We start from the raw sequence: 14,847 nt of genomic DNA, 5'->3' as shown, positions 1-14,847 counted from the left end.
CGTGACAATTGCCCGACCGTCCGTCCGTTCCGACGACTAGGCCGTCGGAGAGTTGCGGAGCAGGTGGTGGCCCCGGTGGCCGGCGGGCGCGAGCGGCGGCAGTTGTCACCGACTCATGAAAATCTGCGGTTCACGATTCGTTCCGTACCACCGAGGAGGAGCCGCATGGCCGAGCCCGACCGTCCGGTGCCGCATCGTCCGGGTGCGGTCAGCCTCTTCTTCGTCGCCAAGGCGGGGGTCTTCGCCCTGGGCTTCTGGAGCTGGCTGCTGGTGCTGGTGTTGACCGGTGACGGGGCGACCGGGGCGCACGTCCTGGCCGCCGCCGGTGCCGTCACCACCACGCTGGTGGGGGTGGTGCTCGGCGTGCGGCTGGCCCTGCAACGCAGCGCCGCCGTCCGGCACGCCGAACTCAAGCGGCTCCTGGTCGACATCTCCTGGAACGCCTTCGCCGCCGCCGGCAACGCCGAGACGTCCGGCACGGTGGTGCCGTTCCCCACCTCGCCCGGCGAGGACGAGCGTGGGGCGCGCGAGCGGGTCTTGTCGGTCTTCGACCGGGGGACGGGGGAGCGACCCGGCAGGCGGCGGCGCTGAGCCCGGTTCACACCCCGTCGGGCGGCGTGGGCCGGTCGTCCAGCAGGGTCGACAGGCGCGGGGTGACCTGCCACTGGTCGACCAGTTGCTGGTATTCGGCCCGCTGCTGCTCGCCGCCGGTGCCGCCGTCACTGGCGGTGCGGTCGGCCCCGGCGGCGGCCCCCACGCCAGGGCTGTTGACCCCGGTAGCGGCCCCCGCGCCGGTGCTGTTGGCCCCGGTAGCGACCCCCGCGCCGGTACGGCGGGCGCGGATCAGCAGGTTACGGGGGGTGTGCCGGGAGTCGACGAACTCGACCACCTCGGCCCGGTAGCCGTGCGCCCGCAGCAGTCCGGCCCGCAGCGCGTCGGTGAGCACGTCGGCGAAGCGCTCCCGCAGGATGCCCTGCCGGGTCAGCAGCTCGTACGGGGCCGGCGTCGGCCGGGTACGCAGCTGTGCCGCCAGGTCGTGGTGGCAGCACGGCGCGGCGAGGATCCACCGGGCGTCCCAGCGCACCGCCCGGGCCAGCGCCTCGTCGGTGGCGGTGTCGCAGGCGTGCAGTGCGAGCACCAGGTCGGGGGCGGGCTCCACCACCGCGTCGGCGATGGTGCCGGCCACGAAGGAGACCCGGTCGGCCCAGCCGAGGCGGGTCGCCAGTTCGGTGTTGCGCTGCCGCTGATCCTCCCGGACGTCCACCCCGACCAGTTCCACGTCCAGCCCGCGACCGGTCAGGTACCGGTAGGCGGCGAAGGTCAGGTAGGCGTTGCCGCAGCCCAGGTCGACCACCCGCAGTCGTCCGGTGAGATCGTCGGGGAGGGTGGCGGCCAGCGCACGGAGGAAGGCGTCGACCTGCCGCCGCTTGGCGGCGTTGCCGCCGATCGCCGCGAAGATCGGGTCACCCGGATCGAGCAGGTACTCCTTCACCCGGTCGTGCCCCTCCGGCCCGGTCACCGGGCGGCTGGCGGCGGCCCGGTGCACCTGGGCCTCGCCGGACTTGGTCACCCGCAGCTGGAGGGTCGCCCCGGTGGTCTCCACGTGCCAGTTGCCGAACGGCTCGGCGAGCAGCGCGTCGACCGCCGCGTCGGCCTCCGCGCCCGGCGACACGTTCCGGGTGTACGGCCGGACGCCGTCGGACGTGGAGATCTGCAACCGGGGGCCGCTCTTGAGGGCCACCGGGCGTAGCTCGGCGCGGACCAGGGAGGGGCGCTGCCCACGGCGTCGGCCGGCGGCGACGGCACGGGTCAGGGCGGGGTCGAGCAGCAACGCCCGGACCTCGGTCAGGGCGGCGTCCAACGATTCCGGCATCGGTCCATCATCCTTTCCGCCCGGTCGGTGCCGCACTCGGGCCGACCCGGGATGTCCCGCCCCGCACCGGCGCCCCGCACCGGCGGCATCTCGCGGCAAACCCGGAGTCGCTCTGCTCCTCACCCGCGCAGACTCGGAGTGGTCTCAAGATCAGATTGCAGTTTTGTAGACGACACGCCGATGCGAGTACGCGAAATCGCAATCTGATCATGGTGCCCCCGCACCAACCGGAGTCCGGGGATGACCTGGGTCTGCTCGTCTCCGGGACCGAACGGAGGCTGACGGCCTGGCTACGGGCTGGGTTCGGCCCGGCCTCGGGGCCGGGATGGTGGTGACGCTGGTCTGCACGGCCGACCCGCTGACGCCCGCACGCTGGTCCGCACCGCTGACGCCCCGCACCGGGCGGAAACGCGACATCCCCCGGGCCGTCCGTACGGGCCGGGGGATGTCGGTGGTGCCAGTCAGTCGGCGCTGGCCTCGGCCGGCGTGTCCGTGCCGGTGCCGCCGCCACGGCGACGCCGACGGCGACGCGGCCGGGTCGACTCGCCGTCGCCGGCCGGTCCGGAGGCTGCGGCGGCCGGCTCGGTGTCCGCGCCCGCCGGGATGTCGGTGGACTCCCCGCCGGTCACCGCGGTCGCCTCGCCCACGACCACCTCGCCGGCCCGACGGCGACGCCGGTGGCGCGGGGTACGGGTGCCTTCCTCGGCGGACTCCACGGGCGTCTCGGTGGCGTCCGGCGCGTCGGTGTCGGGGCGGCCCCGCCGCCGCTCGCCGCGACCGCTCGTCGTGCCCCGGCCACCGCTGTCACCGCGACCGCCGCTGTCACCACGGCCCCGGCCCTCACCACGTCGGGGGCCCCGGCTGCCGGTCTCGCCCCGGCGGGAACGGCCGCCCAGGTCCTCTTCGACCTCGGCGGAGAGCCCGGCCCGGGTCCGCTCGGCGGTCGGCAGGGTCCCGGTCATCTCGGACGAGATGTCCAGGTCGGTGTAGAGGTGCGGGGAGGTGTGGTAGGTCTCCGGCGGCTCCGGCATGTCCAGGCCGAGCGTCTTGTCGATGATCCGCCACCGGGGCATGTCGTCCCAGTCGACGAAGGTGACCGCGACACCGGTAGCCCCGGCCCGACCGGTACGACCGATCCGGTGGGTGTAGGTGTCCTGGTCTTCGGGGCAGTCGTAGTTGATGACGTGGGTGACGCCGCTGACGTCGATGCCCCGGGCGGCCACGTCGGTGGCGACCAGAGTGTCGATCTTGCCGGCCCGGAACGCGCGCAGCGCCCGCTCCCGCGCGCCCTGGCCGAGGTCGCCGTGTACCGCGGCCACCGCGAAGCCGCGGAAGTCGAGATCCTCGGCGACCCGGTCGGCGGCCCGCTTGGTACGGGTGAAGATCATGGTGAGCCCGCGCCCCTCGGCCTGGAGGATCCGCGCCACGATCTCGATCTTGTTCATCGAGTGGGTGCGGTACGCCAGCTGCTGGGTCTGCGGCGACGGGCCGGTCTCGGCGGTGTGCCCGGCGTGGATCGTCACCGGCCGGCGCAGGAACCGCCGGGAGAGGGTGACGATCGGGTCCGGCATGGTGGCCGAGAAGAGCATGGTCTGCCGGTCCTCCGGCAGCATCGCCAGGATCTTCTCGACGTCGTCGAGGAAGCCCAGGTCGAGCATCCGGTCGGCCTCGTCGAGCACGAGCGCGCGGACCCGGTCCAGCCGCAGGTGCTTCTGCTTCTGCAGGTCCATCAGCCGGCCGGGGGTGCCGACCAGGATCTCCACGCCCTTGCGCAGTGCGTCGATCTGCGGCTCGTACGCCACGCCGCCGTAGATCGGCAGCACCCGCACGCCCCGGGTCCGCCCGGCGGCGGCGAGGTCCTTGGCGACCTGGATGCCCAGTTCACGGGTGGGTACGACGACCAGCGCCTGGGGCACGCCGTCGCTGCCCTCGCCCGGCGCCAGGACCCGATCCAGCAGCGGCACGCCGAAGCCGAGGGTCTTACCGGTGCCCGTCGGCGCCTGGCCGATCATGTCGGTGCCGCGCAGCGCGATCGGGATCGCGTACTCCTGGATCGCGAAGGCGCGGGTGATGCCCGCCGCGGCCAGGGCCTCGACGGTCTCGGGCCGCGCGCCGAGCGCGGCGAACGTGGGGGCCTCCGGGCGGACCGGGGCGGTGGGGACCAGTTCCTGGCCCTCCAGTTGGTCGAGAATCTGTTCGCTCATCTGGATCTGGGGGTGCCCTCTCGTGGTGCGCCCCGTTTTGTCCTCAGGGCGCGTTCGGTATGACGCGGGCCACGCGATCGGCGGCGGAGAATCGCCGCGCCGGACCGGGCCGCACGCGCGCCGTGGGCAGGACTTCGATCAGATCGGCGCCCACGGCAACTACCTCATCCTACCCGAGCAGGTAGGCACACACCCCTGACCTGGACGGCCAGCTTTTCGCCGGGGGTGGAAATTGTGACCTGAGTCACTGTTAAGTCACCGGTGGTGGCGCTGGCCGGCGCGCGGACCCGGGACGGTGACCGGCATCGACACGGTCGGTGATCCGCTACCCGCCGGGTCCGGCCTGCGGCGGGATCACCCGCCGCAGGGGCCGGACCGGTTCAGCGAACGGTGAACCCGACGGAGCGGGGGGACGCCTCGGCGATCTCGACGTAGGCGACCTTGCCGACCGGCACGATGACCCGTCGACCCTTCTCGTCGGTCAGGGACAGCGTCCCCTCGACCTTGGCGAAGGCGTCGGTCACGATCTGCTCGATCTCGGCCGGCGACTGCGCGCTCTCCAGAACCAGCTCGCGCGGCGCGTACTGCACGCCGATCTTGACCTCCACTGTGCCTCCTCAGGTGGGCGAGATAGCCGCCGATTCGAAGGCTATCCGATCTCGGGGCGGGATGTTCAGGCCGACTCACCCTGGAGCGGGAAGCTCGCGATGCCCCGCCAGGACAACGCCGCGACCAGCGCCTCGGCCTCGGCCTTCGGCACCTGCCGGCCACCGGCCAGCCAGAACTGGGCGGCGGTCTCGGCCGCGCCGACCAGGCCGGAGGCGAGCAGCTCGGCATGCGCCCGGCTGACGCCGGTGTCCGAGATGATGGTGTCGGTGATCGCCGCGATACAGCCCTGCTCCACCCGCTCCACCCGCTGCCGGACCGCCGGATCGTTGCGCAGGTCCGACTCGAAGACGAGCCGGAACGCCTCGCTCTCGTGGTCGACGAAGTCGAAGTAGGCGCGCACCGACGCGCCGACCCGCTCCTTGTTGTCGTTGGTGCCGCGCATCGCGTCGTGCACTTTGGCGACGATGGCGTCACAGTGCGTGTCGAGCAGCGCCAGGTAGAGATCCATCTTTCCCGGGAAGTGCTGGTACAGCACCGGCTTGGAAACCCCCGCCCGCTCGGCGATGTCGTCCATCGCGGCGGCGTGGTACCCCTGGGCCACGAACACCTCCTGAGCCGCCGCGAGTAGCTGCTTACGGCGTGCTGAGCGGGGCAGCCGGGTGGGCCGGCCGGCAGTCTGGGCACCGTTCCCCACAGCGGTCATGGGAACCTCCGAGTTTCGTCATCCAGCCGGCACTTTCACCCCGTACCGGTCAGGGCACTCACCCCGGCCCCGGAATTGGCCCGCCGCTGTAACTTATCGCCACTGTCACCACACGGTAGCCTCAGCGGGGGCGACCAAGGAGCGCGCGGTGAGTGAATCAGGGCAACCCGGTGCCGCCACCCCGGGAGAGCATGACGACGGTACGGGTCAGCAGGACGACCTGGCCCGTTCCGTCAGTGGGTGGGCACCTGCGACCGGGTGGTCCGGCGGAACCGACGCCCCGGGATACCGGGAGTCGGCATCACCGTGGCACCGGCCCGACCCCACCGCCGGCTGGGGTGGTCAGCCGTCCCGACACGGTGACCTGCCTGCGCCGTTCCCCACTCCACCGGCCGGCGAGGACGCCCACCGCAACGGTCGGGCCCACCGCAATGGTCACGACTCGGCACCGGATTTCCCGGCCCCCCTGCGTCGTCCGGTGAGCGCCCCGCCCGGCGGGCCCGGTCACCCCGCCGACGACCCTGGGTTCACCGGCGGTGACCGACTGGTCGTGCCGGCCCAGCGGCCGGCGTCCCCCTCCGAGCCGCCGCACGATCCGGAGGCCGCCCGGCACTCCTCGGACGATCCCGCCGCACCCCGGCGCGGCCCCTGGCCCGGCAGCGGCCTTCCCACCTCGGCCCCGCCGGCCGTGCAGGTCCCCCCGGTGGGCACCGCTGCCTCCGGGTTCGAGGTGCCCCCCGGTTTCCACGCCCCCGAGCGGGGCGAGGCCGGGTCGCCCCCGACCGACGGCCCCCGCGACTGGAGCAGCCGCTTCCCCACCGAGGGCGGGCCGCGCGGGGCCGACCGCTTCGCCCCCGCGGAGCCGGCCGTCGACCGCTTCGCCCCCCCGGAGCCGACCGCCGGCGCCGATCCTCGTGGTGCCGATGCCGAGTCCCGTGGCTCCGATCCCCGTGGCTCCGATCCCCGTGCCGCCGATCCCCGTGCCGCCGATCCCCGTGGCTCCGATCCCCGTGGCTCCGAGTCCCGTGGTGCCGAGTCCCGTGGTGCCGATCCTCGTGGTGCTGAGCAGCACGGTGCCGAACAGCACGGCGGGGAGCAGTCCTCCGCCGGGCGTCGATCGGGCGTCGGACCGGACGAGCCGGACTGGTCCGGCCCGAGCTGGAACCGGCCGAGCTGGGGCGGCACCTGGGCGCCCTCCTGGTCGCGGGACGAGGAGCCGGCCGTCGGCCGCCCGACCCGCACCGAACGGGCGGCGGAGTGGTCGGCCGAGCCCGCCCGCCCCTACGAGCCGGTGCGTGCCGAGCCCGCCCGCCCGTACCAGCCGGTGCGTGCCGAGCCCGCCCGCCCGTACGAGCCGGTGCGGTCGGAGGTGCCCCGCCCGTACGAGCTGACCCGCTCCGAGCCGGTCACCCCACCGGCGCTGCCGGAGCCCACGCCGCCGGTGGTGGCCCGGCCCGGTCGGGATCAGCCGACCGTCGCACCGGTCGTCGACCGGTCCGCCCCGGGTCGCCCCGGCACCGACCACCCCGAGCCCGACTGGTCCGACCGCACCGGTCGCGACCGTGAACAGCCCGAGCGGGACTGGCCCGAGCGCGCCGACCTGCCCGAGCGGGACTCCTCGGACCGCCCCGACCGGTCCGGACGGGACTTCTCCGACCAGTCCGGACGGGACTTCTCCGACCGGTCCGCGCGGGACTATGCCGACCGTACGAACCGGTCCGGGCCGGACTGGGCGGACCATGGCGGTCGGGCAGAGCGGCCCGAGCGGGGCTGGTCCGATCCGGTGCAGCGGGAGTGGCCCGACCGCACCGAGCGGGAGTGGCCCGATCGCACCGAGCGGGACCAGTCGGACCGGGACCGGCCCGATCAGTCCGGCCGGGACTGGCCGGGTCGGGTGGAGCGGCCCGATCGTGACCGGTCGGCGGGTGAGCTGCCCCCGACCGGGCGGTCGCGTACGCCGGACCGGCCGGCCGAGCGGCCCCCCTGGGCCGTGGGCCCACCCGCCGATGCGCCCCCCGTCATGCCACCCGCGCCGCGCGACGCGCCGCCCGGTCCGCCACCTCCTGCCCACGACGCGTTCGCCGGCCTGCCACGGGACGAGCCGCCCGGTATGCCGCCCGTCCCTCGCGACGAGCCGCGCGGCGTGCCGCCCCTGTCGCGTACCGAACCTCTCGGGCCGCCGGCCGGCCCCGGCGGGGAACGGGGCACCGGTCTGCCGCCCGCCGCTCGCGCCGATCAGCCGTTCCGACTCCCTCGGGACGAACCGGCCACCCGGCCGGCCACCTCGCCCGGTCGCGCCGATCAGCCGTTCCGACTCCGGTCGGTGCCGACCGAGCCGGCCGCCCCCACTGATCTTCCCGGCCACCCGCCGGAGCCCCCCGTCTCCGCCGTCGGTGCCCCCGCCACGAGCGGGCCACGCCGCCTGGACCGGATTCCCCCCGCGCCCGTCCCGACGAGCGCACCCCCCTACGCGGCGCGCCGATCCGCCCCTGACCCGCTGACCACGACCGAGCCGGTGGTGGACGAGCGGAAGCCGGACCGGGGCATGGCGGTGCTGCCGCAGCGCGTCCCCGCCGAGCCGGACGTGCCCGTCGTGCCGGAGCCGCCAGCCGTGGAGCCCCCCGCAGAGACCCCGGAGCTCGCCCGAATCGCCACCCACCTGCGTCGGGACGACGAGCCCGCCCCGCTGCGGGAACGCCCCGAGGGCTTCGACGTCAACGCGATCCTGGACGCCGTACGGGAGGTGGCCGGGGTGCGGGACGCGGCGCTGCGTCGTACCCCGGCCGGGGCGCACAGCCTGCGACTCGACCTGTCCGACGGGGCGGACCCGGCGGAGGTGAGCCGGCTGGTGGCCCGCCTGCTCCAGGAGCGGATGGGCCTCGCCGCGGCACCGCAGAACCTGCCCGGAGAGCCGAGTGCCCCGGTGCCGCCGCCACTGCGCCGGCGTACCGGTGAGCCGCGCCCGGGTGCCGGTGAGCCGCGCCCGGGTGACCCCCGGGGCCGCGACGAGTTCAGCCAGGCCGACCGGGGGGACCCGAACCGGGGCGGTGCCCCGACCGGCCGGGCCCGCGCCGTCGAGCCGCCCGCCGCCGTGTCGCCGGTGGCCCCGCCGTCCGCCGTGGTGCCGCCCGTTGCTCCGCCGCCGCCGGTCGAGGAGCGCCCGACCGGTGATCCCGCCGGGTCGGTGGGGGAGCCGCCCGCCCGGCCCGGCCCGGAGCGACCGGCCACCGGGGTCCGTGCCGACGGGGCGGTCTGGGACGGCGAGGAGCAGCCCGCCGAGCAGTCACCGACCGTGTCCGGGGTGCCCCGGCGACGTCGGCAGCCCACCCACCGGGGTCGGGCCAGCGTGGAGGAGGCCACCCCGGGGGCGCTGCTGCCACCCACCGGCAGCCCGGCCACCCTCAACGCGTCGTACTCCGGCGGGCAGATGACCACGACGGAGACCGCGCCTTCGCGACCGTTGGACACCGGCGGCGTGCCGGGGCCCCGGGTGGTGATCGACCACGTCCAGGTGAGCACCTTCGGCCTGGACGCCAACGTCGAGGTACGCCTGCTCACCGCCGGTGAGCCGGCGGCCGGGCACGCCACCGGGCCGGCCGTGGACGGCTACGTGCTGCGGCTGTGCGCGGTGGCCGCCGCGGCGGCCGTGGACGAGTTGCTGCGCCACGCCGAGCGCACCGCCGAGCGGGGACGCTGCTTCGTCGAGCACGCCGCCGTGGTGCCGTTCGGCAACTGCGAGGTGGCGACCGTGGTGGTGCTGCTGGTCTGCGACGGCTGGGTGGAGCAGTTGGCGGGTTCGGCGCTGGTCGCCGGTGACCCGCGTCAGGCGGTGGTCCGGGCGACCCTGGCGGCGGTCAACCGTCGCCTCGAAGCACTGCTCGCCTGACCTGGCACGTTGTCGGCGAGGGGGTGGGGCGGTAACACTGCCGGTATGAAGCGCGCCGCCCTCTGGCCCGAGGAGCACCTGCCCCCGCACCGGCTGCCCCCACCCTGGCCCGGCCGGCCGGTACGCCTCGACGGCACGGTCACCTACGTCCGGGACACCCCGGCCACCGGGCCGGACGCGGAACCGGCGCTGTACGTGCACGGGCTGGGCGGTTCGTCGCAGAACTGGACGGACCTCGCCGGCCTGCTCGCCGACCGCCTCGACGGGCAGGCGATCGACCTGCCCGGCTTCGGGCGCAGCGAGCCGGGGCTGAGGTACACCATCCCGTCCTTCGCCGACCGGGTGGTGCGCTGGATCGAGCACTCCGGCCGGGGCCCGGTGCACCTGTTCGGCAACTCGCTGGGCGGGGCGGTCGCGGTGCACGTCGCCGGTCGCCGGCCGGACCTGGTGCGGACCCTGACGCTGATCTCGCCGGCCCTGCCGTTCCTCAATTTCGGTCGCTCGTTGCAGGGGCGGATGCTGCCGCTGCTGGCCATCCCGCGCGGGGAGCGGCTGGCCGCCTGGCGGCTCGCCCAACTCGCCCCGGAGGTGATGGCCCGGCAGGCGATGGAGGCGTGCGTGGCCGACCTGAGCCGGATCAGCGAGCAGCGTCGGCAGGAGGCGCTGGAGGAGATCCGGGTCCGCTACGAGGCGACCCACTACGCCGCCGCGTACGTCCGGACGTTCCGGGGGCTGGTCGCGAGCTTCCTGCGGTCGTACCTGCCGGGGCCGGGGTCGCTGTGGCGGATCGCCGCCGCGATCGAGGCGCCCACCCTGGTGGTGGGCGGCATGAAGGACCGGCTGGTGGACGTCCGGGTGGCGCCGCAGACCGCCCGGATCATCCCGGACAGCCGGCTGATGATGCTGGCCGGCGTCGGGCACGTGGCGCAGCTGGAGGTGCCGCGTACGGTGGCCCGCGCCGTGCTGCACCTGCTCGCCGAGGCGGCGGAGACCCCACCGCCCGCGCCACCGGCCACCGGTGTCGACGGACCGCCCACGACCGGTGTCGACGGACCGCCCACCGCAGGTAGCGTCGTGCCACCGGCCGGCGGGGGCGACGCGCCGGAGTGCGATGGTGACGCGGCGTGGCGGCCCGGGGTGGCATCCTGACCCGGATGTCTGCGCTCCTGCGCCACGGTCCGCGATGGTCCCGTGGCATCCGCCGCCCCCGGACGGCCCTGCGCCGCCCGTCCGTCGTCACCGGCCGGTCGCGTCCGGCGGTGCTGGCGACCGTGCTGCTGTTGGTGGTGGTCTCCGGCGGGCTGGCGGTCACCACGGGGGCCCGGCCGGGTGCCGGTCGGCCGGTCACCCACCCGGTGGCGACCTCCGTCGGGCCGCCCGGTGCCGCGTTCTCCACCGGCTACGCGTCGGGAGCCGCCGAGGCCACGGGCCCGGTCGTCGAACTCGGGCGGGCCGGGGTCGCCGACGTCTCCGGGCTGCTCGGTCCGTCGACTGCTGCCGGGCCCGTGCCGCCGTTCACGATGCCGTCGGCGGAGCAGCCCGGCGGGGTGGTCCCGACCACGACCGTGCCGCCGTTGGCGTTGTCCGGGCCGGTCCCGGCGGCCGGCCGGGGCACCTTCGGGTACGACGACCGGGCCGGGGCGACGCTCGGCCGGTCCGGTGTGCTGCGCCGGTACCGGGTGGCCGTGGAGAACGGCTCCGGCGAGGACGTCCGGGACTTCTCCGACCAGGTGCAGGCGGCGCTGACCGGGCCGGGCAGTTGGGTGGACGGTGGGCAGTTGCGGCTGCGGCGGGTGCCGGGAGACGCGCCGTACGACTTCACGGTCCAGTTGGCGACCCGGAGCACGGCGGGTCGGCTGTGCCGGGCCGGGGGCGTCGACATCCGGGTCGGTGGGGTGCCGTACACGTCGTGCCGCGCGCCGGGGCGGGTGATTATCAACCTGGACCGGTGGCGGATGTCGGTGCCGCACTTCGTCCGGGCCGGGGTGCCGCTGGCGCTCTACCGGACGTATGTGGTGAACCACGAGGTGGGGCACCAGTTGGGGCACCGCCACGAGGGGTGCCCGGGGGCGGGTCGACCGGCACCGGTGATGCAGCAGCAGTCGTTGTTCCTGCGCGGCTGCACGGCGAACCCGTGGCCCTACCTGGACGGGCGTCGGTACACCGGCCCGGCGCTCTGACCCGTCGGCGGTGGGGGCGTTCCGGGGGATGTGAAACATGCTCTCGTAATATGTGGCAATAACGCAGATATGACCGATTAGTCTGCCATGCTGAACGGGTGAGCACCCCGACCGACTCCGCCGCGCACCCGGAGCCGCCGGCCGCCGGCCGGCCCGACCCGCGCGCCACCGACCCGCACGCCATGCTGCGGCACACCGACCCGCACGCCGGGCACCGGTACGGCGGATCGCGCCACGCCGCAGCGGGGCACGGCGGGTCGGCACGCGAGCCGTACCGCAGCCGCCGGTTGCGCCGTCGCCGCCGGGCCGCGCTGCTCGGCCTGGCCCTGCTCGGCGCGGGCGGGTTCGTCGGGCTCTACCCGGACGACCCGGCGGGCACCCCGGCGCCGGTCGCCGGACGACTGGCCGACGGGGCCGGCGGCGGACGGCCCACCGACGGGCCGGGCGGCGGGCGACCGGACGGCGACCCGACCACCACCGGCTACCCGCGCAGCGGACCCGGCCGCTTCACCGCCGCCGACGGCCGCTCCGAGGTGTACGGCTCCGACGGCCCGCTGTACCGCTACCGGATCGAGGTGGAGCAGGGCACCGGCCAGGACGTGGACGCGTTCGCCGCCGCCGTGGACGACACCCTGGGCGACCCCCACAGTTGGATCGGCTCCGGCGAACTGCGGTTCCGGCGGGTCCCGGAGGTCGCCGCCGCCGACTTCACGATCTATCTGGCCACCCCGGCCACCTCCGAGCGGATGTGCGCCGAGGGTGGGCTGGACACCGAGGGCTACACCTCCTGCCGGCTACCCGGACGGGTGATCATCAACCTGGCCCGCTGGATGGACGCCGTGCCGGACTACGGTGCCCCGCTGTCGGTCTACCGGACGTACGTGGTGAACCACGAGGTGGGACACGAACTCGGCGAGGAGCACCAGGCCTGCCCCGGCCCCGGCGAGCCGGCCCCGGTGATGCAGCAGCAGACGTACGGGCTGGACGGCTGCGTGGCCAACGCCTGGCCGTACGTCGACGGCTCCCGCTACTCCGGCGAGCTGATCCCCGGCAGCTGAGTTATTCCCCTCCCGTATGTCGGACGGGGTGTCACTGCTCATGGCCGGGCGGTGGTCGTCCGAGCGACAATGGCTCGGTTCGCCACCAGCCGATCACCGGGGAGTCCACCGTGTCGTTGCCCCCGCTCGTCGAACCCGCCGCCGAGCTGACCGTTGACGAGATCCGCCGTTACTCCCGTCACCTGATCATTCCGGATGTCGGGGTGCAGGGGCAGCGGCGGCTGAAGAACGCCCGGGTGCTCTGCGTCGGTGCCGGCGGCCTCGGCTCGCCGGCCCTGATGTACCTGGCCGCCGCCGGGGTCGGGACGCTCGGCATCATCGACTTCGACACCGTCGACGAGTCCAACCTCCAGCGCCAGATCATCCACGGCGTCTCCGACATCGGCCGGTCCAAGGCCGAGTCTGCCGCCGCGTCGATCCGCGAGATCAACCCGCTGGTCCAGGTGGAGATCCACAACACCGCCCTGGACCGGGAGAACGTCCGGGAGATCTTCGCCCAGTACGACCTGATCGTCGACGGCACCGACAACTTCGCCACCCGCTACATGGTCAACGACGCGGCGGTGCTGCTCGGCAAGCCGTACGTCTGGGGGTCGATCTACCGGTTCGACGGTCAGGCGTCGGTCTTCTGGGCCGAGCACGGTCCCTGCTACCGCTGCCTCTACCCGGAGCCCCCGCCGCCCGGCATGGTGCCGTCCTGCGCCGAGGGCGGCGTGCTCGGTGTGCTCTGCGCGTCGATCGGCTCGATCCAGGTCAACGAGGCGATCAAGCTGCTCGCCGGGATCGGTGAGCCGCTGGTCGGCCGGCTGATGGTCTATGACGCGCTGGAGATGGAATACCGCCGGATCAAGATCCGCAAGGACCCGAACTGCGTGCTCTGCGGGGAGAACCCCACGGTCACCGACCTGCTGGAGGACTACGAGGACTTCTGCGGCGCGGTCTCCGAGGAGGCCCAGGAGGCGATCGTCGACTCGACCATCACCGCCACCGAGCTGAAGGAGTGGCAGGACGCCGGCAAGGACATCTTCCTGGTCGACGTCCGGGAGCCCGCCGAGTACGAGATCGTCCGGATTCCCGGCTCCACCCTGATCCCCAAGGGCGAGATCATCTCCGGCGAGGCGCTGGCGAAGCTCCCGCAGGACCGGCAGGTCGTGCTGCACTGCAAGTCCGGGATCCGCTCGGCCGAGGCGCTCGCCGCGCTGAAGGCGGCCGGGTTCCGTGACGCGGTGCACGTCCAGGGCGGGGTGCTCTCCTGGATCAAGCAGATCGATCCCTCGCTGCCCGCGTACTGACCGGTGGTCGGGGCCGGGGCGGCGACGAACCGCCCCCGGCCCCGACCGATTCCCCGAGGCGGGATCGCGTCCGCGCCGGTAGCGTCTGCGCCGTGGTGGACTTGGATGCGGCGATCGGTTTCGTCGTGGCGCATGGCGACGCGGTGGATCGTGCCCGGCTGTCCCGGCTGCGCACCGGTGCGCCCGTACCCCCCGACCTGCTCGACGCGGCCGAGGTCGGGCAGACCGTCGACGGCGGCTGGCCGGCGCTTCTCGGCGGCGACGTGCCGTCCATCGACGCCACCTGTTTCCGCCTGGCCGAGCTGGACGATCTCGGCGCGCTCGGTCGTCCGGCCGCCCGGCGCTCCCTGGACTGGCTGGCCGCCCGGCAACTGCCCGACGGCGGCTGGGACGAGGACCCGAGGCTGGCCGGCAGCGCCCCCGAGTGGGCCACCCCGGGCGACCCGGAGGCCCGGCTCTACCTCTCCGCCAACGCCGCGTTCTGGCTCAGCGTGGCCGGCCGGGACGCCCGCGCCGCAGGCCCGCTGGACCAGCGGGTCGGCGGGGCGTACGCCGGGGTGGTGCAGGCGGCGGCGCAGGCCCTGGCCGGGCAACTCGCCCCGGACGGCAGCTGGCCGTCCTTCCTCGCCGCCGGTTGGCTGAGCGCGGCGGTGCTGCACCGCCAGCAGCTCTACTACGAGTCGGCCCGGATCCAGGCGGTGCTGGCCGAACGGATGCCGCAGCTGTCCCCGGCCGACGTGGCCGCGCTGGCCGCCACGTTGCGTCGGGTGGAGGTGGGCGAGGAGCAGTGGGTGCTGGTGTCGGCCCGCAGGCGGCTCGCCGAGACCCAGCGCAGCGACGGCGGCTGGAGCAGCGACGACGGCCACCAGTTCGACGTGCACACCACGCTCACCGCGATCCGCGCCTGCCGCCCGGTCGGGCCGGTCGCCCCGTCCGGCTCACCGATCGCCCCGCCCGGCTCACCGGTCGTGCGCCGGGCCCGCGTGGTCCCGCCGACCGACGACGAGCCCGGCACCTGGTGACCCCGGGTCCGCAGCGCCCG

At 74.7% G+C, this 14,847-nt stretch carries 11 protein-coding genes; 7 read left to right on the top strand and 4 right to left on the bottom strand.

Annotated elements, in window-relative coordinates; translation table 11 throughout:
- Nucleotides 1-165: 165 nt before the first annotated feature.
- Complete coding sequence (locus tag ACQP1S_RS28435; RefSeq protein WP_432900784.1) at nt 166-591, top strand: hypothetical protein; 426 nt, start codon at nt 166-168, stop codon at nt 589-591.
- A gap of 7 nt (nt 592-598) precedes the next feature.
- On the opposite strand, the gene ACQP1S_RS28430 is transcribed toward ACQP1S_RS28435, so the two are convergent.
- The 4 genes from ACQP1S_RS28430 to ACQP1S_RS28415 all read right to left on the bottom strand — a co-directional run bounded on the left by ACQP1S_RS28430 (nt 599) and on the right by ACQP1S_RS28415 (nt 5,389).
- A complete protein-coding gene (locus ACQP1S_RS28430; protein WP_432900782.1) occupies nt 599-1,873 on the bottom strand; it encodes a class I SAM-dependent methyltransferase in 1,275 nt (424 codons plus the stop codon).
- A gap of 461 nt (nt 1,874-2,334) precedes the next feature.
- A complete protein-coding gene (locus ACQP1S_RS28425) occupies nt 2,335-4,077 on the bottom strand; it encodes a DEAD/DEAH box helicase (RefSeq protein ID WP_432900780.1) in 1,743 nt (580 codons plus the stop codon).
- 380 nt (nt 4,078-4,457) lie between these two features.
- On the bottom strand, nt 4,458-4,685 hold the full coding sequence (locus ACQP1S_RS28420) for a DUF3107 domain-containing protein (RefSeq protein ID WP_091242202.1): 228 nt from the start codon (nt 4,683-4,685) through the stop codon (nt 4,458-4,460).
- A 65-nt stretch (nt 4,686-4,750) separates the two neighbouring features.
- Complete coding sequence (locus ACQP1S_RS28415; RefSeq protein ID WP_091242199.1) at nt 4,751-5,389, bottom strand: TetR/AcrR family transcriptional regulator; 639 nt, start codon at nt 5,387-5,389, stop codon at nt 4,751-4,753.
- Between the two features lie 148 nt (nt 5,390-5,537).
- Here ACQP1S_RS28415 and ACQP1S_RS28410 point away from each other — a divergent pair, with 148 nt between their 5' ends.
- From ACQP1S_RS28410 to ACQP1S_RS28385, 6 genes are all read left to right on the top strand, one after another.
- Nucleotides 5,538-9,275 (top strand): hypothetical protein, encoded by a 3,738-nt coding sequence (locus ACQP1S_RS28410; protein WP_432900778.1) that lies wholly within the window; start codon nt 5,538-5,540, stop codon nt 9,273-9,275.
- Between the two features lie 45 nt (nt 9,276-9,320).
- Nucleotides 9,321-10,424: an alpha/beta fold hydrolase gene (locus ACQP1S_RS28405; RefSeq protein WP_432900776.1), complete on the top strand. Its 1,104-nt coding sequence runs from the start codon at nt 9,321-9,323 to the stop codon at nt 10,422-10,424.
- 5 nt (nt 10,425-10,429) lie between these two features.
- Nucleotides 10,430-11,455, top strand: coding sequence for a DUF3152 domain-containing protein (locus tag ACQP1S_RS28400; RefSeq protein WP_432900774.1), 1,026 nt, complete (start codon nt 10,430-10,432; stop codon nt 11,453-11,455).
- Between the two features lie 98 nt (nt 11,456-11,553).
- Nucleotides 11,554-12,513 carry a DUF3152 domain-containing protein gene (locus ACQP1S_RS28395; RefSeq protein WP_432900772.1) on the top strand — a complete coding sequence of 320 codons (960 nt, stop codon included), beginning with the start codon at nt 11,554-11,556 and terminating at the stop codon, nt 12,511-12,513.
- A gap of 110 nt (nt 12,514-12,623) precedes the next feature.
- Nucleotides 12,624-13,805 carry an adenylyltransferase/sulfurtransferase MoeZ gene (gene moeZ, locus ACQP1S_RS28390; protein ID WP_091242191.1) on the top strand — a complete coding sequence of 394 codons (1,182 nt, stop codon included), beginning with the start codon at nt 12,624-12,626 and terminating at the stop codon, nt 13,803-13,805.
- A gap of 92 nt (nt 13,806-13,897) precedes the next feature.
- A complete protein-coding gene (locus ACQP1S_RS28385; RefSeq protein WP_432900770.1) occupies nt 13,898-14,827 on the top strand; it encodes a squalene--hopene cyclase in 930 nt (309 codons plus the stop codon).
- Nucleotides 14,828-14,847 lie beyond the last annotated feature (20 nt).

The sequence above is a fragment of the Micromonospora matsumotoense genome (genome assembly GCF_050951065.1).
Classification (GTDB): domain Bacteria; phylum Actinomycetota; class Actinomycetes; order Mycobacteriales; family Micromonosporaceae; genus Micromonospora; species Micromonospora matsumotoensis.
The sequence above is the reverse complement of the archived record's forward strand: the minus strand, read 5'-3'. Positions and strand labels throughout refer to the sequence as shown.